This is a genomic window from Bacillus sp. FSL H8-0492 (assembly GCF_038006145.1).
GTDB lineage: Bacteria > Bacillota > Bacilli > Bacillales > Bacillaceae_G > Bacillus_A > Bacillus_A mycoides.
In genome coordinates, this window is record NZ_JBBOUP010000001.1 from 4,311,845 (window position 1) to 4,332,502 (window position 20,658).

The 20,658-nt window shown below is 36.0% G+C and carries 19 protein-coding genes; 6 read left to right on the forward strand and 13 right to left on the reverse strand.

Annotated features, from left to right (window positions below; all coding sequences use genetic code 11):
• Positions 1-392: 392 nt before the first annotated feature.
• A complete protein-coding gene (locus MHH66_RS22115) occupies positions 393-1,265 on the reverse strand; it encodes a Cof-type HAD-IIB family hydrolase (RefSeq protein WP_063218437.1) in 873 nt (290 codons plus the stop codon).
• A gap of 134 nt (positions 1,266-1,399) precedes the next feature.
• Between MHH66_RS22115 and MHH66_RS22120 the strand changes: the two genes are divergently transcribed.
• Positions 1,400-2,014 carry a DNA-3-methyladenine glycosylase gene (locus MHH66_RS22120; RefSeq protein WP_063218436.1) on the forward strand — a complete coding sequence of 205 codons (615 nt, stop codon included), beginning with the start codon at positions 1,400-1,402 and terminating at the stop codon, positions 2,012-2,014.
• Positions 2,015-2,193: 179 nt separating this feature from the next.
• On the opposite strand, the gene MHH66_RS22125 is transcribed toward MHH66_RS22120, so the two are convergent.
• From MHH66_RS22125 to alsS, 4 genes are all read right to left on the reverse strand, one after another.
• A complete protein-coding gene (locus tag MHH66_RS22125; RefSeq protein WP_063218435.1) occupies positions 2,194-3,303 on the reverse strand; it encodes a glycosyltransferase in 1,110 nt (369 codons plus the stop codon).
• Positions 3,304-3,352: 49 nt separating this feature from the next.
• Positions 3,353-4,432 (reverse strand): glycosyltransferase, encoded by a 1,080-nt coding sequence (locus MHH66_RS22130; RefSeq protein WP_002125520.1) that lies wholly within the window; start codon positions 4,430-4,432, stop codon positions 3,353-3,355.
• A 218-nt stretch (positions 4,433-4,650) separates the two neighbouring features.
• A complete protein-coding gene (gene alsD, locus MHH66_RS22135; RefSeq protein ID WP_002125519.1) occupies positions 4,651-5,409 on the reverse strand; it encodes an alpha-acetolactate decarboxylase in 759 nt (252 codons plus the stop codon).
• 16 nt (positions 5,410-5,425) lie between these two features.
• Positions 5,426-7,114 (reverse strand): acetolactate synthase AlsS, encoded by a 1,689-nt coding sequence (alsS, locus tag MHH66_RS22140; protein WP_078184534.1) that lies wholly within the window; start codon positions 7,112-7,114, stop codon positions 5,426-5,428.
• A gap of 418 nt (positions 7,115-7,532) precedes the next feature.
• On the opposite strand from alsS, the gene MHH66_RS22145 reads away from it, so the two are divergent.
• Positions 7,533-8,072, forward strand: a complete 540-nt coding sequence (locus MHH66_RS22145; RefSeq protein ID WP_407060701.1) for an HAAS signaling domain-containing protein — start codon at positions 7,533-7,535, stop codon at positions 8,070-8,072.
• A gap of 24 nt (positions 8,073-8,096) precedes the next feature.
• On the forward strand, positions 8,097-8,693 hold the full coding sequence (locus MHH66_RS22150; protein WP_078184533.1) for an NDxxF motif lipoprotein: 597 nt from the start codon (positions 8,097-8,099) through the stop codon (positions 8,691-8,693).
• A 152-nt stretch (positions 8,694-8,845) separates the two neighbouring features.
• On the opposite strand, the gene MHH66_RS22155 is transcribed toward MHH66_RS22150, so the two are convergent.
• Both MHH66_RS22155 and MHH66_RS22160 read right to left on the reverse strand, forming a co-directional pair.
• Positions 8,846-9,199: a YlbF/YmcA family competence regulator gene (locus MHH66_RS22155; RefSeq protein ID WP_063219306.1), complete on the reverse strand. Its 354-nt coding sequence runs from the start codon at positions 9,197-9,199 to the stop codon at positions 8,846-8,848.
• A gap of 143 nt (positions 9,200-9,342) precedes the next feature.
• The gene (locus MHH66_RS22160) at positions 9,343-10,488 is read right to left on the reverse strand and encodes a DUF445 domain-containing protein (RefSeq protein WP_078184532.1); all 1,146 of its coding nucleotides are present in this window, start codon (positions 10,486-10,488) and stop codon (positions 9,343-9,345) included.
• A gap of 125 nt (positions 10,489-10,613) precedes the next feature.
• Here MHH66_RS22160 and MHH66_RS22165 point away from each other — a divergent pair, with 125 nt between their 5' ends.
• Both MHH66_RS22165 and MHH66_RS22170 read left to right on the forward strand, forming a co-directional pair.
• Positions 10,614-11,666, forward strand: a complete 1,053-nt coding sequence (locus MHH66_RS22165) for a YheC/YheD family protein (RefSeq protein ID WP_002010850.1) — start codon at positions 10,614-10,616, stop codon at positions 11,664-11,666.
• Positions 11,667-11,685: 19 nt separating this feature from the next.
• Positions 11,686-13,146: a YheC/YheD family endospore coat-associated protein gene (locus MHH66_RS22170; RefSeq protein ID WP_002010847.1), complete on the forward strand. Its 1,461-nt coding sequence runs from the start codon at positions 11,686-11,688 to the stop codon at positions 13,144-13,146.
• Between the two features lie 16 nt (positions 13,147-13,162).
• On the opposite strand, the gene MHH66_RS22175 is transcribed toward MHH66_RS22170, so the two are convergent.
• The gene (locus MHH66_RS22175; protein WP_002087367.1) at positions 13,163-13,408 is read right to left on the reverse strand and encodes a hypothetical protein; all 246 of its coding nucleotides are present in this window, start codon (positions 13,406-13,408) and stop codon (positions 13,163-13,165) included.
• 653 nt (positions 13,409-14,061) lie between these two features.
• On the opposite strand from MHH66_RS22175, the gene sasP reads away from it, so the two are divergent.
• Complete coding sequence (gene sasP / locus MHH66_RS22180; protein ID WP_000013349.1) at positions 14,062-14,265, forward strand: small acid-soluble spore protein, SasP family; 204 nt, start codon at positions 14,062-14,064, stop codon at positions 14,263-14,265.
• Positions 14,266-14,316: 51 nt separating this feature from the next.
• On the opposite strand, the gene MHH66_RS22185 is transcribed toward sasP, so the two are convergent.
• The 5 genes from MHH66_RS22185 to MHH66_RS22205 form a co-directional block, all read right to left on the reverse strand.
• On the reverse strand, positions 14,317-15,051 hold the full coding sequence (locus MHH66_RS22185) for an amino acid ABC transporter ATP-binding protein (protein ID WP_078184531.1): 735 nt from the start codon (positions 15,049-15,051) through the stop codon (positions 14,317-14,319).
• A gap of 28 nt (positions 15,052-15,079) precedes the next feature.
• A complete protein-coding gene (locus MHH66_RS22190) occupies positions 15,080-15,778 on the reverse strand; it encodes an amino acid ABC transporter permease (RefSeq protein WP_033706449.1) in 699 nt (232 codons plus the stop codon).
• Positions 15,765-16,562, reverse strand: a complete 798-nt coding sequence (locus MHH66_RS22195) for an amino acid ABC transporter substrate-binding protein (protein WP_002030008.1) — start codon at positions 16,560-16,562, stop codon at positions 15,765-15,767. The genes MHH66_RS22190 and MHH66_RS22195 overlap by 14 nt, the downstream gene beginning before the upstream one ends.
• 303 nt (positions 16,563-16,865) lie before the next feature.
• Complete coding sequence (locus MHH66_RS22200) at positions 16,866-18,866, reverse strand: ABC transporter ATP-binding protein (RefSeq protein WP_002140515.1); 2,001 nt, start codon at positions 18,864-18,866, stop codon at positions 16,866-16,868.
• Positions 18,863-20,623, reverse strand: coding sequence for an ABC transporter ATP-binding protein (locus MHH66_RS22205; RefSeq protein WP_002125499.1), 1,761 nt, complete (start codon positions 20,621-20,623; stop codon positions 18,863-18,865). Before MHH66_RS22205 ends, MHH66_RS22200 begins: the two co-directional genes overlap by 4 nt.
• Between the last annotated feature and the right edge of the window lie 35 nt (positions 20,624-20,658).

Consider the following 20,658-nt stretch of genomic DNA (forward strand, 5'->3'; position numbering starts at 1 on the left):
AATTCATTCCCCCTTTTAAACTTCCTAAAACCACAAAAAGAAGTACATTTCGTATGTACCAAGTCTTACTCACATTAACTTAAAATAATCCATTTAAATAAAACAAAGAAACTCTACAACTCATTAATAAAATTACTACAATCCATTTTTGAGATAATACGTGAACTAAACTAACATGCGGAAGTGTTTTTTGCGTTTGGAGCTCAACAAAATTAACCTGGAGAATATTTCATATGGTGTAACTACTTTGGCAACATCATCCACTTTACAACAGTTTCCTAGAGTATTCAAGTAAATTGTATATATTCCATACACAATTCACAATCTAAAACGTTTTCATTCATTTTAATAAGTTCAACAAAAAAACGTAGCCAAAAAGCTACGTTTTTCTTTCATCGTTTCGGTGTATGTTTATGATTCTTTAAAAAAGGAAGCGGGAATTGCTTACGAAAATGCTCTTTAATCATGTACTCTACGCCGTTCTCAGTATTAGAACGTGTAATCCAGTCCGCCGCTTGCTTTAATTCTACAGGGGCGTTCCCCATTGCTACCCCAAGCCCAACATTTTCAATTACCTCTAAGTCTTCTACGCTATCTCCAATCGCAACCATTTCACTAAGGTTAATATTTAAATGCTCCCCAAGTAATTGTAAACCACGTAGTTTTGATACATTTTGAGGGAGAATTTCTATACGTCTTTCATCACACTCAACGTACTCTACATCTTGAAATGCCTTTCTTAACGTATTCATCCCTCTTTCTTTTTCACCTTTCGTATGGAAAACAATATCAATTTTTGGTGCAGCTACTGGATGATCACGCAGTGCATCCCCTAGCGAATCTACAAATTGAACCGGATAAAATAATGGATCTGCGCTTGATAATACAGTACGCGCAATTAAGTTTGGTGTATTTCTCTCACGATTACCAATTGAATATCGTTCATGAGAAATGCGAACATTACAATCAAAATGCTCTAACACTTGCACAATATTAAAGGTTTTCTCTTCAGATAATCTCCTTTGAGCGAACGGCTTATCTAACGATGCTGAAACGAAGGCACCACCATGTGTAACTAATATAGAATCTAATTTTAACGCCTTCGCTATTTTATGAGCAGATTGAAAATTACGATTCGTAAACAATGTAACGTATACATCTTTTCTTTTCACAAAGTCAATTGTCTCCCTTAACCCTTTTGCGATTTTTCCGTTGTTGTATAGTAGTGTCCCATCTATATTAAGAGCTAGTAAGCGATAAATCATGTCGCACTCCCCCTCTTCGCTGTTGTACTCTATCCATAATTTATGAAATAAATGTAGTAAATAGAACGAGTTAGAATTACTACTGAAAATTTGGTTTACTATATACATATACAACTGGCAAAGGAGATAGTACAATGCAGGCACCTCCTTCTTTTTATGAAGGCGATACGTTAGAGGTCGCAAAGAAGTTACTCGGACATAAACTCGTTCATATTGTAGACGGCATAAAGCGGAGCGGAATTATTGTAGAAGTAGAAGCATACAAAGGTCCAGATGATAAGGCCGCTCATAGTTACGGAGGCAGACGGACTGATCGAACAGAAGTAATGTTCGGCGCACCAGGACATGCTTACGTATATTTAATTTACGGCATGTATCATTGCTTTAACGTAATTACAGCACCAATCGGCACCCCGCAAGGAGTTCTCATTCGTGCTCTTGAACCTGTAGATGGAATCGAAGACATGAAACTAGCGCGCTACAACAAAACCGACATTACGAAAGCTCAGTATAAAAACTTAACAAATGGCCCCGGAAAACTATGCCGCGCGCTCGGAATCACTTTAGAAGAGCGCGGGGTATCATTACAAAGTGATACGTTACATATTGAATTAGTTCCGGAAGAAGAACATTTATTATCCACACATAACATAATAGCTGGCCCTCGTATTAATATTGATTACGCAGAAGAAGCCGTTCACTACCCATGGCGGTTTTATTATGAAAAGCATCCGTTTGTTTCAAAATAAAGAAGCTATCCTGTAAGTAAGTGAAACCAACTTATAGGATAGCTCTTTTTTCATAATTCATCACACGTCGAAAAGCCGAAATCCGGGATCGGATTTCGGTTTTGTTTCTATAAAAGAAACCGTTGTTCCTAAAGCATTGCCAAATACAGTTCATCTCCAAAGAAAAAATCTTAAAAGCATTATTTTTTTAATGTATAATAATTATCTAAATTGAATTTCGACATAATAAAAGTTCCTGTTGGCGTTAAAAGTTGTGACATAGATTGTATGACATGCGGTAATTTCGCTGGCTCAATAGGATGTGATAACAAAATGTACTGGAATTTTTCATCTGTAAATACCTCATGTAACTTGTCATACTCAGCAGAAGTTGTAGGAGCTACCCTATTTGCAAGAGCTGCTGCTTTTTCATTAATTTCTGCTCCAAATATGGGAACTGCCGGGTAACGCCTTTTCATTTCTAATAAAGTTGCACCACATCCAGCTCCTATATGAAGAATATTCACTTGATCAGGCGCAAATCGATCTACAATTGCTAGTAAATCATAATGAATGTATAAACTTTCACCATAAAATCCCCATTTTTCATACAATTTTATATTATTTGCATGTAAAACTACAGAAAATTTCATACTATCTTCTTTCCATGAGACACTTCCGTAGTGATGAATAAATGTATCTTTACATAAATACAGTTTATATCCTTTTTCAAACATTCTTAGTGACAAATCATCATCTTCATAATTCCCCGGTGTAAATCGTTCATCTAATAATCCAACTTCATCTAACACTGATTTTTTTATAAGCATACAGAATCCGATTAATTTCATACGTTCTTCCCATTTATTTTTATCACTTTGATTATATAAAGTTGCAAACTTCTGCATTCCTTCAATATCTTTATAAAAGGTTGGTATAGCAGTATAGTAAGCGGCATTATTAGTTATGGGCCCTACCGCTCCAGTATCCTTACTTTCATATAAACACCGAATTAAGTTGCTTAGCCAATTTTCAGTTACGACCACATCATTATTCAATAATAGAATATTGTCACCTTTTGCCTCTTTAATTCCCTGATTGCATCCCTTTGGAAAACCCATATTCTCCGCATTTTCCACTAGCATAATATCCGATTGTTTTTGTAACCATTCTACAGTACCATCTGTTGACGCGTTGTCCACAACTATTAACTCATACTCTTGTTCCACTGTATAAGTTCTAATACTTTGGATGCATTCTTTTGTATACTGTAATTGATTATGAGTCAATATAATTATACTTGTGAGCATGAATCAAACTCCTCTCAGCAGCCAAAATGATATCTAGTATTATTAAATATTATTTTTCCGATAAACTATCAAAATATTTTCTATTATATTCAATGCTCGGATTATTAGGTATGAACAGTGCAGCTTGTTCGTTATGATAAATTGCCTTTTCATATTCTTTTATTCGATCATAACAAATACATAGTTGAATATGCGGCAACCATGTATGACACTCTTCTCGGACAAACGGCGAATCCTTTGGCCTTGGCCCGTCAATTGCTGCATGGTACCAATATATCGCTTTAGAATATTCCCCTTGTTGCAAAAATACACGTCCTAAGTGGCAACAAAGTTCTCCTCTAGGCGTGTCATACGTAAATGATTGTAAACAAGACTGTATAGATTTTTTTAAGTCCCCCAATTCTAAATAACATTCGGCTCTTTTTAAACAAGCTTGAATGTTATCTTCAACCCAACCCTTTTCTTCATCTAAAAACCTAGAATACCCCTTAACAGCCTTATCAAATAATCTGTGATCCTTACATTCATTTGCATAATAGTACACATCGCGGGGGCTAAACTCTTTTCCACTCTCAAGATGTTTTTCATATATTTTCAAATTACGATTAGTATATGCTTTTTCTTTTTTATGACTTACCCCTACGTCACTATTTATAAGATTTCCATACACCTCTAAATATTCATGAACAAATCCATACCATTGAAAATTTTTACTTCTGTTGACTAATCGATATCTCCTTAAAGAATGTGTTGGATTTCCTTCTATATCAAAAGTTAAATAATATTTCATAGATACTGCATCCGTACTACGATCTAACGTATGTTTTAACTGCAACAATTTCTTTATATCTTCCGTATCTATTATGTCATCTGCGTCTAGCCAAAGAATATATTCTTTTGTAGCTTTAGAAAACGCAAAATTTCGTGCCGCTGAAAAATCTTCAATCCATTGAAAATCATAAACTTTCGCGTCGTACTTCTTCACAATTTCTTTTGTAGCATCTGTGGAACCTGTATCTACAATAATAATTTCATCCACAACACTTTTAACCGATTCTAAGCATTTTGATATAGTTTGTTCTTCATCTTTTACAATCATGCATAAACTAATAGTAATGGAGTTTTCCATCATATCCCCCCTATCCTTTTGATGTATATGTTTGGAGAGAAATTTATATTTCTTTTGCTTCAAAATTGAGTTTTCATTTTACAAAAGAAACATAATGAGGCGGTGCAGTGAAATTGGATAGGGGAATTTCACTCGAAGATTGCAAATCAATGAAAAAAACCGAAGCCTGAACAAGACCTCGGTTCTTTATATAGAGAATACATAATTTCGATTCCTTTTTACTCCGCACCTTCCGCGGTCGCAATATCATTCTCTAAGTTTTCTCTTGATAATTCAGCTGCCATAAAATCAGCTGTTTCAGGAAGTGCTAAATGCATATGAGCTTTTTGACAAATTTGGATCGTACAGTTTTCTACAACATAGTCGAAAACATGTCCGCCACCGCTTCTTTCATCATCAATGTAATGTAAGTGGAAACCAGCTACACCAATACCTTGCGCGTAATCTGGTGTCCAAAATCCAGCTAGCGTACCTTCTGTATCTTTAAATGAAAAGATCGGTTGTGATTTCGTCACTTCAACGAGCGGCGTATACGGTTTTTCTTGTCTTGGAACAGTTCTCGTTCTAACTTCACGGAACGTTCCATCCATTCGAATACCATAAAATAAGTTTTTACTTGGCATTAACTCATGTAATAATGCTTCCACTTCTTCACGATTCATCGGATGCTCTACCGTATAACTCATTTCTTTTTCAAAAAACGTTACAGTCGCAAAAGGTGTTGTTTCTTCCGGTTCTACTTTTTCCGCTGAACCGTCTGAACGTAAATGGTAAAACTCATTATCAAACGCAATCATTTCACCATCTAATTGATCAAATGTACCGATGCCAAAATCACCACGTTCTTTCAGTTCCTCAAAGTTAATAACACCATCGTATATACCATCTAATAGCGCAAGCATTGTAGATGTTTGATATACTTCATTACTCATTTTCGTTCTTTTTGCATCAATATCAATTAATTGCGCAACAGTCATCTCACTCATGCCCCCATCAGTTTAATTGGTTTGGTAATAATTTTTCGCTTAATTTAATGTTGTCACGGTAGTCAATTGGAATATCAATAATGACAGGACCCTCTGCTTCTAACGCTTCTCTCAATACACCTTCTAATTCGTCTGGTGTATTGACACGAAGACCTATTGCACCGAAACTTTCTGCATATTTCACAAGATCAACATCGCCAAACTCTGTAGCTGATGTTCTACCGTATTTCATCATTTGTTGGAACGCAACCATATCATATGTACCATCTCTCCAAACGAGATGGACAACAGGCGCATTTAAACGTACCGCTGTTTCTAATTCCATCGAAGAGAATAAGAAACCACCATCACCTGACACGGAAACAACTTTCTTGCCCGGTTCAACTAAAGTAGCGGCAATTGCCCAAGGAAGTGCAACACCTAACGTTTGCATACCGTTACTAAATAATAGTCTACGTGGTTCATAAGAACGGAAACATCTCGCCATCCAAATAGAATGGGAACCGATGTCACATGTAACGGTTGTATCGTCACTAATTAAAGAACGAAGTGTACGAATGACCTGAAGTGGATGCGTAACACCTTCTGAAGCACGATTTGGAACTTCTGCTTGCTCTGATAATTTCAAGCGTAATCGTTCTAAAACTGCTTCAGATTTCGTATTTAATACAAGCTTCGGTAATTTCTCCGCAATGCTATTTACAGTTAAAGCGATATCGCCAATTAATTCACGCTCTGGTTGGTAATCATGGTCGATATCTGCTTGGTGATCATCAAGGTGAATAATTGTTCTATCGCCAAGTTTATTCCAGAATTTCGGATCATACTCAATTGGGTCATAGCCGATAGATAAAACAAAATCCGCTTCTTCTAGTAAAATATCACCTGGTTGGTTACGGAATAATCCAACGCGGCCGAAGAAATGATCTTCTAACTCACGTGAAATTGCACCAGCTGCTTGATACGTTTCAACAACAGGAAGTTCTGTACCAGCAATTAACTCACGAACTGCTTTCGTTACTTCATTGGTGCTTGCTCTCATACCGAGTAAAATAACTGGTAATTTTGCTGATTTTATTTTTTCTACTACGTATTCAATATGATTTGTGGGAGCGATTCCAAGCTGTGGCTTAGAAAGCGCACCGATAGATTCTACTGTCGTTTCCGCAGTCATAACGTCTTGCGGAAGGCTTACAAGTGTTGCTCCTGGATTTGTAGAAGTAGCACTTCGAAATGCATTAGTAAGTGCTTCTGGTACATTATCAGGATGCTCGACTTCTACGCTATATTTAGTGATTGGTTCGAATAATGCAGCATTATCCATAGATTGATGCGTACGTTTTAATCGATCTGTACGCGGAACTGCACCAGCTAAAGCAACAACGGGATCACTCTCCGCATTCGCAGTAACAAGACCTGTCGCTAAATTTGATGTCCCTGGTCCTGAAGTTACAAGACATACGCCCGGTTTCCCTGTTAATCTACCAATAGCAGCTGCCATAAAAGCTGCATTTTGTTCATGACGACAAACAATTAACTCTGGTCCTCTTTCTTGCAGTACATCAAATACAGAGTCAATCTTCGCTCCTGGAATACCGAAAACATGTGTAACACCTTGTTTAATTAAACAATCAACAACAAGATCTGCTCCTTTTGTTTTTGTTTTCACGTCGTTTGCTTTTACATCTGTACTCAAAACTAATCATCCCTTTATTTCATAATGTGTGTAATAAAGATTTTTAATTTCACCTAGTTAATTAATGTGGTGAAGTATTGTTTATCATTATATTACAAATGCATTATTTTTCCAACGATATAAATTTGACAGTATTTTGACAACCTCTAAGGAATGCGCTTACAAACCTTTGTTTATCCTAAAATAATTTTTTTATATCTCCTCTAAAAATGCACGAAAAAATCCCATCTAATCACAGTATTAATAAAATTATAGTACCTTGCAAAGAACATTACTAAATGGTATATTTGTAAATATTGGAATGCCCAATAATTGGAACGCACCTTATAATTCGTATCCCCTTTTCAAAAGATAGAATTCTCAGCTGTAATTCATCATTTTATAAAGGAAAGTGATTGTTATGAACAAAAGTTAATTTTTGGAACAACTTAGTTCTTCCCTGCGGAATATGCCTAGTTTAGAAAAGAAAGATATTATTTCAGAGTATGAAACTCATTTTATCAGTGCTAAACAGGATGGGAAATGTGAAGAAGAAATTGCTAGAAAACTAGGAAACCCTAAAACGATCGCGAAAGAGCTTAATGTTTCCTATGCAATACAAAACACGGACAATAAACGAAGCTTCAAAAATATGATAACCGCACTATTTTCTGTTATGAGCTTAAGTGTTTTAAACTTTGCCTTTATCATTATCGCCTTTTTCGTACTACTCTTTTTATTACCGATTCTTCTAGCCCTTATCATTGCTACTCCACTATTAATCATCTCACCTATTTTATTAATAGGGTTAGGCTTTTTTAAAGGATTTCATCAAATTAGTTATTCCGATGTTTATAATGTGTTCATCGCTTTTTGCAGCGGTTTACTCATATCCGTCATATCTTACCAAATGGTAAAACATCTATACGCAACTTTAGTAAAGTATTTGAAATGGAATATAGCTATTTTACAAAGATAATAATGAATATAAAAGGAGATTAAAATGAAGAAGTATACTTTATATCTACTCATGTTACTTACAATTTTATTTCTATCAGCTTGTTCAAACAGTGCACAACCTAAGGAAGAAAACGATGTGCAATCTATTAAAGATGTAACGATAAAAATTCCAGAAACTATATTCACTTCCTCAAAAAAGAATGAAACGATTAACGAAGACGAAATGAAACAAAATATAAAGACGTATTTAAATTATAGCGGAGAGTTAGACGAAAACATCGTTCCACTTTCATCATCTATGTCTGACGAGAATGTCACTGAATCCGACCGAGAGAAATTAAAACAACTAGTAGATTTAGCGCAACAAAATGATGCGAATTTCCATACTTTTATTAGTAACAATACGATCCCCAATGATTACAAACAGCCTTCGAAGGAAATTCATGATTTTATTTCAGCATCTACGGCACTTTCAGTAGAACTAGAGGACGAATTAGACAAACTCGCGCAAGATGGTAACTTATTCAAAACTGATTTTTCTTTTACAAAACGCTTTGAGAAAGTTAATGGTAGAAAGCAAAAAGAGATTGAAAAGTTTTTGAAGGAAAAAAATATTAAAACTGAGTATTTCAACAAGTAATTATATATGTAAAAGGGAAATTGAAAGATACATCATATATTCCCTTCAAAATAGTCACTAACACATGGCTATTTCGAAGGGGATTTTTTTGTGGAAGGACTATCAAATTCCCCACAAAAAAAACGCCCCCATACTAGGAGCGTCTTCCATCATTACGCTTGTTGCGCGCTATATAATTCTTCAAGTGGCTTCATGATGATTTTGTTAACGTCAGTGATAACGATGTTTAAACGTTGCTCAGTTTCCATTAACTTTGTAATTTTTGCATCTTGTTGAATACGAGTTACAACTTCTTGTGCTTTTTGGTTATCTTCTTCAGTGATTTCTTGGCCTTGCATCATTTTTTGTTGTAGGCCAAGTTGCATTGTACGGAACTCATCGAATAAGTTCTTTGAAGCAGTATCAGCTTGAACTGCTGCGTAGCTTGCTTTTAATGTTTGGAAATCTTCGTTTTCAGCGATTGTTTTTTGTAATTCATATGCAACATCATGAATGTTTTTTGTCATTTTATTTTTCCTCCTTTAGAAGGCTAGCGCTTTTCGCTCGCACTGCCTTTTAAGTGCATTTACATACGCACCTCTTCCTACCATATCAAACTATGCAAGAGATGGGAAGAAATTTCACTTTTATTTCTATACACCCATCTTTATTACTTAAGGAACAAGAGTAACAAGCCTTGAATAAATCCAATTGTTCCTCCTAATAACGCCCCTAAATATGTAATCATTTTTAACTCATTTTTTGTAATGGACAATACGAGATCTTCTAGTCTCTTTGTTGAAAATGTAGATACTTCTTGCTGGACAATTTCCGCAAGCTGTAGATTTCCCAATATACTTCCCACATTTTCTGTCCCCCACTTCAAGCCTTTCTCTACTACGCTAGGGACCACTTTTTCAACGATTGTTTCTCGAACTGGCTCACATACTTGCTGAACAGACTGATTTAAAAATCTACTCACTGTTTCCTCTACTTTAACCGCTGACAATATGGAGTTCACAATCATTTCTTTCTCTACGAACGTTTCTAATTCTTTTACGTCTCTTCCTTTTAACTTTTCCCACTCTTTTTGCAGTACATCAGTTAACAGACGCTCTGTTCCATCTTGTCCTAAAAACTTAATGACTTCCGGCTGCACGCGATCAACTAAACTTACATTCCCTAAAAACATACCAACTAAGTTAAGCAGCGTTCCCCTGGAAGCGAAAAAGTCATCAATCATTTTTGAAAGGCGTTCCTTTCCTTCTTCACTTTCCAAAAAGCTAATTCCTCTTTTTAAAATAAAAGATGCTACATTCGGAATCGCATTCTCTACTTTTTCATGAACAGAATGAGGTAACGCCTGTTCCCATGTATATGTATAGTACTCTGCTAAAAATGCATGAATTTTTTCTGTAATAACATGTTCGATTTTCCCGATCGCCTCTTCTTCTACATGTTCTAAATTCCATTTTTCTAACATATCCCGTAACGACTGTTCATTTGTAATTACTTTATCAACTTCCACTTGTGTCCAGCGAATTAAACTGGTTTGAAACTCTTTATTTGTTAGTTTTTTTCCGATTCCTTCTGGTGTTAACAAATGGTCTACAACCATTTTACCTAATTGAACAGCAAGCTCATCGCGGCGCTTCGGAATTAACCCTGGCGTAAATGGAACTTGAAACTTCCCAATATAAATCGGACGATGAGGACGAAATAACATTTTTATCGCTAAATGATTTGTGTATCCTCCAATAATTGCCCCGAGCCCTGTCGTTATTAACATATTTAACCATATATTCATCACAATCAACCTTTCACTTCTCCAAAACTATAGCATATCATCATACGGACAAAAGTATAATGGTATAAAAACGTATTTGCAATATATAGCTTCGCCTATAATGCAAACATCTTATTACTAAAGGAGTGATTTCGTTGGTTCTTGGTCTTTTAACTTCCGGGCTCCATCACGAGCAAACGTATTACACCGAAATCGCTAAGCGAGCTCGTCTTTATCATAACGTCGTTGCCCAATTCACACCGTTTAGCATTGATTCAAAGACAGATCTTGTTTCTGGTCTTATTTACGATACAGATACAGGAAATTGGATAGATCAAACCTTTCCCATTCCTTCATATATATATGATCGTTGTCATTTCAAAGAGGATGAGGAATTCCAACAAGCAAATGCGATTATTCATTCATTACACAAACGTTCTTCCACTACCTTTTTAAACAACACACTTATTAACCCAAGCGATTTACACAATCTTTTTCTTACTAATAAACGTCTTTCCCCTTACGTACCAAAAATAATAAAAGGAACAGTACAAGGAATTTTTAAATTACTACTAGAAACAAGAGATATTATTATAAGACCAATCAATATACACTCCAATGAAAATTTATATCGGGCCACTTACAAAAATAAAACATTTCATATCGATACAATAAATGAACAACATCATACTTCTACTCAATTCAAACGAACAGATAAATTTATATCATGGTGCAAATCGAACATACACTCATTCCGTTATATGATTCATCCAATGTTACAACCTCCAAATCAACTATCATATCCGATTCATATTCGAACCATTATGCAAAAAAATAAAGAACAGAATTGGAAAGTGCTCGGTCAATTTATACAAAAATCTTCATTCCCAGCACAATTTTTACTTTCAGCAACAGAACGTTCTATGTTACATCCATTTTCTAAAATTAAATATTTACTTTCTCCAACTGGCGTTCAATTATTAAAAGATGCTTTACATGATGTTGTAAATGAAGTGTTTAAAACACTCGATCAGTCCTATTCTTCATTATTTGAACTAGAGCTTTCTACCATTATGGATCAAAAAGGTGCCATTTGGCTTATGTACGTCAATACGATGCCTTCTTACGATGTTTATACTAGGTACAACGACGAACTGGCTGAACAAATTTTTCATGGTCCATTAAAGTTTAGCCGATTTACACCATAACGAAAGGAGGAAATCCCCGTTGAAAGAGCACATATATACATTAAGTATTTCAGATGAGCATCCAAATAGTATTACTTTACCTTACGTTTTTTCTATTACACCACCAATTACATCCTTTTTCTTTGGCTTACGTTATATTACATGTGAGAATATTAAAATTCATTATTCATTCACGCGAGAAATTATTATTGGCGAACAGATTGCAGCCGATCTTTTACTACCGCATTCAGCAACAATCCATGCCTTCTTACACAATCAAACCATTGTTTTCGGCCCATTAATCGGGATTTTCACAACTGGCTTTAACGATGATTCTAATTCTCCTTTAGGAAGTCGTTCCATCTCTCTCAGTGAGTTATTAACACCACCATTCACATTGCAGCCATTTGTATTTGTCTTCGGCATTCAACATATAAACTGGGAAGAGGAAACAATTGAAGGGTACTTCTTTCAAGAAGGAAAATGGGTAAAAAACAAAGTCCCTTTACCAAATGTCATTTACGACCGATTACCAAATCGGCAAGCAGAAAATTACAAACCTATCGTAAGAGCAAAAAAACGTTTAGAAAGCGACTATGCGATTCCGTGGTTTAATCCGGGATTTTTCAATAAATGGGAAGTGCATCAACTTTTAATGAAAGAAGATTCAATTAAACCATTCTTACCAAATACAGAAGTATTTCAACATTTTGAACAAGTAGAACGACTTCTCGGTACGTATAAGTACATTTATATGAAACCAATACACGGTAGCTTCGGAAGAAATATTCATCAAATACTCTATTCTCAAACTGATAATTGCTACTATTGTCGTTATCGTGAAAATGAACAAAACAAACTAAGAAAGTATCAATCATTAGAAGCCCTTCTTAACCATGTGTTAAAAGGACATGATTTAAAAAAGTTTATCGTACAACAAGGTATCTCACTGCTCCGCTTCGAAGGGCAACCCGTCGATTTTCGCATTCATACAAATAAAAACCATTTTGGTAATTGGGTAGTCAGTGCAATCGTCGCAAAAATCGCCGGCAAAGGTAGCTTAACAACTCATGTAAATAGCGGCGGTGATACGAAATTACTTCAGGAACTATTTCCTGATTCAACAAAGCAAGTTCAAATTGAAAATAAACTAAAACAAACAGCCTTACAAATCAGTTATGCACTTGATGGGCAAGTAACCGGGAACATTGGAGAAATTGGTTTTGACATTGGTTTAGACACCACGGAAAACCCGTGGCTATTTGAAGCAAATTCTAAACCGGGGCGAACTGTATTCCAAGATGAAAAGTTAAAAGAACAAAGTGAACTTACGCGCCAATTATTTTATGAATATGCCATCTATTTAACTGAACACTCTTTGCGCGACACGAAAGAAAAAATGTCACAAATAAAATCAGGTCCTTCGTCACATACCGAAAACATCCCTTCCCCTATGATTAACTCACAAATACAAAAACAAAAACTTCCACCTCCTTCATAAGGTGGAAGTTTTTTATTTAAACGAGCTTCACTACAACTTCTGTTTCCACATTACATACTCCGCAATAAAAAACATGATTGCAATACTCCTGTGAATTATTATGTGTTAAACCGTCTACTGCACTTAATAATTCTTGATCCATATATGCACTGTAATCGTCTATGTAATCTACAGTTTTCCCATAATCTTGGAGTATACCTTGGCAATTTTGACAAGAATATGTTTGTGATTCTAGCGCGTTGCAAAGCGGGCAAATTCCCATCATGATTCCTCCATACGTTATCGTTTAAAAACAATTAAAAAGCCCTTTTTTTAGATTGAAGAGAGCATCTATCCGTGCATAGACGCGGTCAGTTCCTTTTTCTGCCCCATCCTGGGTTAAAACAGAACTATGTAGTTGCTCCCGATTTAATTTTCATTTTACTAAGCTTTAATTTTTCTCACTTTAATTACATTTTCGTTTAAAAGCCTCTTTTTTAGATTAAAAAGAGCATCTAGCCGTGCATAGACGCGGTCAGTTCCTTTTTCTGCCCACCCTGGGTTAAAACAGAACTATGCAGTTGCTCCCGATTTAATTTTCATTTTACTAAACTGGAATTTGTCTCACTTTAACAAATCATAAGTTAAGTAAGCCAAGCTGGTTATACAAAGAAAAAAACGCATATGATTTCGCTCTTAGTTTAGCCTTCTTTCTTAAAAATACAACGATTACTCTTATTTCATAATTTACGAAATGATGAAATGTTTTTTACAAAATTTACAAATTATTTTTTTGTATATCTTTCTAGGTAACATCCATACTATGAGTACAAACTTAATTACCGATGGATTAGCGCCAAACGGGGCGATAATCTGGTTCAAATCCAGCTAGTCCAACCAAAAAAATTTTTATAACTCTAAGGAGGATATATTCCTATGGCAAACCAAAGTTCTTACAATCAATTAGTAGTACCAGGTGCAACAGCAGCAATCGATCAAATGAAGTACGAAATCGCTCAAGAATTTGGTGTACAATTAGGAGCAGATTCTACGGCTCGCGCTAACGGTTCTGTTGGTGGAGAAATTACAAAACGTTTAGTTGCAATGGCTGAGCAAAGCCTTGGCGGATTCCAAAAATAAATATATATGGCAAAAAGGTCTCAAGGCATATGCCTTGAGACCTTCCTTAATTTATTGCAACATTTGTAAAAACTTCTTCGTTCGTTCTTCTTTTGGATTTGTAAATACATCTCCCGGTGTACCTTGTTCGACAACGACACCGCCATCCATGAAAATAACACGGTTCGCAATTTGATGAGCAAAGCGCATTTCATGCGTTACAATGACCATCGTCATTCCTTCTTTAGCAAGTTCTTTCATAACCTTTAAAACTTCTTGAACTAGCTCAGGATCAAGTGCTGACGTTGGCTCATCAAATAGTAAAACTTCTGGCTCCATCGCAAGCGCACGAGCGATTCCAACGCGCTGTTGTTGTCCACCTGATAATTGGAACGGATATAAGTCTACTTTATCCGCAAGACCAACTTTTTCAAGGAAATAGTTTGCTTTTTTCTTCGCTTCTTCTTTCCCCATCTTTTTCACTGTAACGAGCCCTTCCATTACATTGTGAATTGCTGTTAAATGCGGGAATAGATTATGGTGCTGGAATACCATACCTGTTTGCGTACGAAGATTTACAATATCTTTCTTCGATACTTTTTGAGAGAAATCGAGCTCTTTATTGCCGATGCGAATGTTACCAGCGTTCGGCGTTTCTAACACGTTGAGACAACGTAAGAATGTTGTTTTACCAGATCCAGATGGCCCGATAATAACAACCACTTCGCCCTTCTCAACTGATAGGTCTATATGTTTTAATACGGTATTATCTCCGAAACTTTTTTGTAAATGTTGAATTGAAATCATAAAAACAAAAACTCCTTTTATGAAAGGGTTATTTTAGAGTATAACGTTCTGAACGTTTTTCTAATATTTGTTGCACGATAGATAATAAGAAGCAAATTACCCAATAAATTAGACCTGCTTCAAAATAAACAATTAAAAACTCATAGTTCATTGCCGCAATTTCCTGCGCTTTTCGGAACATTTCTGTTACTAAAATTAACGACGCTAATGAAGTATCCTTCACTAAACTAATAAATGTATTCGAAAGCGGCGGAATTGATACGCGTGTTGCTTGTGGTAAAATAACACGTTTCAATGCTTGCGGGTATGTCATCCCAATTGTGTAAGCTGCTTCCCACTGTCCTTTCGGGATTGAAAGGATAGAAGCACGAATAATTTCAGATGCATATGCACCTACATTTAATGAAAATCCAATAACTGCTGCTGTATATGGCTCAACTTCAATATTAAGAGTTGGAAGACCATAGAAAATAATAAATAACTGTACAAGAAGTGGTGTTCCGCGAATGATAGATACATAGATACGAGCAATCCATTGTAAAATACGACTACCTGAAATACGTGCGAGCGCGGTTAACGTCGCAAGTATAATACCGATAATAAATGTAATAAGCGTTAACGGAATTGTCGTAAAGACAGCTTCCTTCAGCATAGGCGCGAAGGAAGTCTGCATAATATCTATCCAAGTAGACAATCGATCTGACATCAATGCGCTACTTAGATACATTTTCACCGAACCATTTTTTCGTTATTTTATCGTACGTACCATCTTTTTTCATATCTTCTAACGCTTTATTTACTTCTTGTACAAGTTTGTCGCTACCTTTACGGAATAAGAATCCACTTTGTGACGCTTCTTTTTCTGTATCTACAATTTTAATTTTTGCATCTTTTTTCGTTTCTAAATAGTTTAACACTGATAATTTATCATTGATTGTGAAATCAACGCGGCCAGAACTTAATAATTCTGCTGCTTGGCTAAATCCTTCTACACCTGTGATTTCCGCACCATTTTTCTTAGCAATATCTGCGTAGTTACTTGTTAAAGATTGTGCTGCTTTTAATCCTTTTACGTCAGCAAATGTAGCAGGTTTATCTTTATCTTTCGCAATAACTAATGCTGCTGAAGAAGAAATATATGGACTAGAGAAGTCATATTTCTTTTGGCGATCTTCACGAATACCAACTTCGTTCGCAACCATGTCGAAACGTTTTGCATCTATTCCTGCAAGTAAGCTATCCCATTGTGTTTCTTTAAATACAGGCTTTACACCTAAACGTTTTGCAACTTCTTCTGCTAATTCAACGTCAAACCCAGTTAATTTATCGTTTGTATCGTGGAACGTAAATGGTGGATATGTACCTTCTGTACCAATTACAAGCTCACCGCTTTGTTTTATCTTCTGTAATGCATCTTGATTAGCTGTATCTTTTTTCTCTTCTTTACCGCAGCCCGCTACAATCCCAATCGCTAATGTAGTTACTGCAAGCACTGAAAATAATTTTTTCATGATAGTAGTCCTCCAAGTATTCTGATAGGAATTTAAAAACTATATTGATTGTATGCAATTTCGAACAATTTTTCAATGAAAATGTTCTTATTTAGTTTAACCTTTTTCTTCATAATCAAACAAAATGGAAAAATAGCGCTACATACAAAAAATAAGTAACATTTTTTAATATAGCATTTATAAAGAAAAAGGTAAAACAATACCTACTTATTTATAAGTTTTTCAGCCGGTGAAATATATTAACTTCTAAGCGGACAATCCGATCAAAAAAGAACTTGCGAAAATCGCAAGTTCTTCTAAAAATTAAGCACTCTGGTTTCCTTCCATTTGCGTTTTATACATATCGTAATAACGCCCGCGCTTTTTCATTAATTCATCATGGGAACCTTTTTCCAAAATCGTTCCTCTATCAAGCACAATAATTTGATCAGCGCTCTTAATTGTTGAAAGACGATGAGCGATAATAAACGTCGTTCGTCCTTTTTTCACAACTTCTAGCGCTTGTTGAATCATCGCTTCTGTTTCTGTATCAATACTGGAAGTCGCTTCATCTAAAATTAAAATAGCAGGATCAAAAGCAAGTGCCCTAGCAAACGATATAAGCTGACGTTCTCCGGTTGAAAGTGTACTTCCTTTCTCCGTAATTTTTTCATCTATATTGTTCGCAAACCTTTCCGCACCAACATCACGTAACGCCTTCACGATGCGATCTTTTGAAATTTTTTCATTTTCTAAGCTTACATTGGATGCCACTGTCCCGCTAAATAAAAACGGATCTTGCAATACAATTCCCATATGTTCACGTGTTGCTTGTTTCGGCATCTCTGTTACATCATGACCATCAATCGTAAGCTTCCCTTTTTGAAATTCATAAAACTGAAAGAGCACATTCATAATGGAACTTTTTCCTGATCCAGTATGACCGACAAGTGCCACTGTCTCCCCTTGTTTCGCTTCAAAAGAAATATTTTTTAATACTTCATCTTTTCCATTGTAAGAAAACGAAACATTATCGAATTTCACATTTCCGGTTAAGCGAGGCATACGTTCTTCTTCTACTGCCTCTCCCTTTTCCTCTAGCAATTCAAAGACGCGCTCTGATGCAACACGCGATTGCTCTAAGTTAGCAAGTTGGTTCACCATGTTCGTAATTGGCGAGAACAATCTCGTTAAATAATCGACGAAAGCATACAGTATCCCTAGAGAAAGGAGGCCAGAAGCACTTAATGAAGCACCACCGAAATACCAAATTACACCTGTAAAAGCGATGTTTCTTAATACAGACACTAAATTATGCGAAGTTGCTGCATTTAAATTTAAAATTTTATTTTGATATTTAAAATAATCACCATTTAACTCTTCAAATTCCTTCTTCGTTTCATGTTCTTGACGAAATGCTTGAATAATTGGCATCCCTTGAATTGATTCATTCACTGTTCCGTTAATATCCGATAAACGCGAACGCATTTTATGATTGTATACAGACGCATACTTTCTATACATAATCGCCCAAACAATTAAAATTGGGATGATGAGTAAGCATAGTGCCGCCAGTTTTACATCAAGTAAAAATAGCGCAGCGAAAATCCCGATAATATAGATGATACTAGAGACGAATGTCGCAAGCACTGTTACATATAAATCACGAATCGCTTCTGTATCATTCGTTACACGCGAAACAATTTTCCCTGCTGGTAAATGGTCAAAATAACGAATTGGCAACGTTTGAATATGAGAAAAGACGTCTTCCCTCATAATTTGAATAATTTTGTTTGCCGCCTTCTGTAAGAAGAACTGCTTTCCGTATGCAAATAATGATACGACTACTAATAAAGCGAAATATCCACCGCCAAGTAGTAATAACCTATTTATTTCTGGTTTATAAAACGCAAATACTTCTTCTTTCGTTAAGGCTTTCGATTTATACACTTGCACTGCCTTACCACTTTGTACTGTAAGCACATCACCCTTAACAGAACGAGTTCCTTCAAGCGTTATTTTATTCGGTACAAAATAGTACTGAAAACCAACTTGAATCACTCGGACTTCTTTCCCTTTTTGCTCACCTTGTTCAAAGCGATCACTTCGCTTATAAAAGGCGCCATTATATGAAACAGCATCCTCACTCTTTTCTGTTTCATACCAGGGTCTCTCTATTCCAACGATATGCTCATCGATCATCGTTTTTGCGACGAAAGGACCCGCGAGTTCTGCAATAACGAAAACAAATAGCATCGCCATCGCTGCAAAAATCGGCCCTTTTACTTTCATCGCGTATTGAAACAATCGTTTTGAAACACTCATATTTTCACCCCACTATCCGTACTTTCACTTTCACCTTGTTGTCTTTCGAACTGCTCTGCATACCAGCCCCCATTTCGAACGAGCGCTTCATGCGAACCTTCTTCAATAACCTCACCGTTATCCATAACGAGAATCCAATCAGCATGCTGCACTGCTGACAAACGATGCGTTGTTATAATCGTCGTCTTCCCGCTTCTTTCTGTTCGTATGTTTTCAATAATTGCCGCTTCAGTACGAGCATCAACAGCTGATAAAGAATCGTCCAAAATTAAAATTTCCGGATTTTGAATAACAGCCCTCGCAATCGAAATCCTTTGCTTTTGCCCACCTGATAAAGAAACACCTTTCTCTCCAACGAGCGTTTCTAAACCTTCCGGTAAAAACTCTAAATCCTTTTTAAACGCAGCTATTTCAATCGCTTTTTCAAGTTCTTCTTCAGTCGCTTCTCTATTTCCGAATAAAATATTTTCCTTCGCTGTTTTTGAGAACAAAATGTGTTCCTGAGGTACATACCCAATCCAGCCAAGTACGTTATCATTCGTAATTTTATCTAGCTTCACATCAGAAACCGCAATATCCCCTTCCCCAAGTGGATATTGACGAAGAAGCTGACGAACGAGCGTCGTTTTCCCGCTTCCTGTTTTCCCAACAACTCCAAGTGTCTCTCCTTGTTTTAATGAGAATGAAACATTTTTTAAATTTGTTTCAATTGATGAAGGATATGAAAAAGTAACATTATCAAATTGAATGTAATCTGGCTCTTGTACAACCTTTGGATCTTTCGGATTCTTTACATCCGGTTCATAAGCTAACGTTTCATTTACACGGTCGAGCGACGCATTTCCTCTTTGCATAACATTAATCAATTCACCAATTGCAAACATCGGCCAAATCATCATCCCTAAATAGACGTTAAAAGAAACGAGCTCACCAAGTGTCACCTTTGATTGGAATACGAGATATGCACCGTACACTAAACCAATTAAATAACTAAGACCGACGAGCATTTTTACAGTTGGCTGGAATAATGCATCGATTCTTGCTACTCTCATATTTTTCTCGTATACGTCATCTCCTAAATGATGAAACCTTCCTTGATCAGCGCTCTCCTGTACATACGCACGAATAACGCGTACACCCGCAATTGATTCAAGTACTTTATCGTTCATATCCCCGAACGCATCTTGTGCGACTGTAAATCTTTCATGCAATTTCTTTCCGTATCTATTCATCGCATACGCCATAATCGGAAGCGGTATAAGCGCAGCAAATGTTAACTGCCAACTAATTGAAAAGCCCATCATACAAACGATTGTAAGCATATATAGACTAGAATCAACGAGCGTTAATATACCAAAACCAGCTGTCATGGAGATTGCTTTTAAATCATTTGTCGCTCTCGCCATTAAATCGCCAGTACGATTTTTTTGATAAAACGTCGGTGTCATCTTAAGTAAATGCCCCATAAATTTTGAACGCATCGTTTTCTCAAGTACGAACGCACCGCCAAATAGTTGGTGCTGCCAAATGAAAGTAAGTACATACCCACCAATCGTTACCCCAAGTAAAATAAGAATATATTGCATAATCGCCTCATTCGTTAAGGCTCCCGTTTTAATATTATCAATTGTAATCCCTAACACTTTCGGTGGAATTACCTCTATCACGTTTACAATTAAAAGTACCCCAATTGCAATACTATACCTTTTCCAATGCTCTCTAAAAAACCAGCTTAACTTTAGTAATACTGAAAACAATATAACCTCTCCTTTCTCTTTCTCGTTTGATTCAC

What these genes read in the sequence shown, in the direction of transcription:
- MHH66_RS22185 (WP_078184531.1), bottom strand. Translation starts at nt 15,051, where the DNA reads ATGATTTCAATTCAACATTTACAAAAAAGTTTCGGAGATAATACCGTA.
- MHH66_RS22125 (WP_063218435.1), bottom strand. Translation starts at nt 3,303, where the DNA reads ATGCTCACAAGTATAATTATATTGACTCATAATCAATTACAGTATACA.
- MHH66_RS22150 (WP_078184533.1), top strand. Translation starts at nt 8,097, where the DNA reads ATGAAGAAGTATACTTTATATCTACTCATGTTACTTACAATTTTATTT.
- MHH66_RS22190 (WP_033706449.1), bottom strand. Translation starts at nt 15,778, where the DNA reads ATGTATCTAAGTAGCGCATTGATGTCAGATCGATTGTCTACTTGGATA.
- MHH66_RS22130 (WP_002125520.1), bottom strand. Translation starts at nt 4,432, where the DNA reads ATGGAAAACTCCATTACTATTAGTTTATGCATGATTGTAAAAGATGAA.
- MHH66_RS22155 (WP_063219306.1), bottom strand. Translation starts at nt 9,199, where the DNA reads ATGACAAAAAACATTCATGATGTTGCATATGAATTACAAAAAACAATC.
- MHH66_RS22195 (WP_002030008.1), bottom strand. Translation starts at nt 16,562, where the DNA reads ATGAAAAAATTATTTTCAGTGCTTGCAGTAACTACATTAGCGATTGGG.
- sasP (WP_000013349.1), top strand. Translation starts at nt 14,062, where the DNA reads ATGGCAAACCAAAGTTCTTACAATCAATTAGTAGTACCAGGTGCAACA.
- MHH66_RS22120 (WP_063218436.1), top strand. Translation starts at nt 1,400, where the DNA reads ATGCAGGCACCTCCTTCTTTTTATGAAGGCGATACGTTAGAGGTCGCA.
- MHH66_RS22200 (WP_002140515.1), bottom strand. Translation starts at nt 18,866, where the DNA reads ATGAGTGTTTCAAAACGATTGTTTCAATACGCGATGAAAGTAAAAGGG.
- MHH66_RS22115 (WP_063218437.1), bottom strand. Translation starts at nt 1,265, where the DNA reads ATGATTTATCGCTTACTAGCTCTTAATATAGATGGGACACTACTATAC.
- MHH66_RS22175 (WP_002087367.1), bottom strand. Translation starts at nt 13,408, where the DNA reads ATGGGAATTTGCCCGCTTTGCAACGCGCTAGAATCACAAACATATTCT.
- alsD (WP_002125519.1), bottom strand. Translation starts at nt 5,409, where the DNA reads ATGACTGTTGCGCAATTAATTGATATTGATGCAAAAAGAACGAAAATG.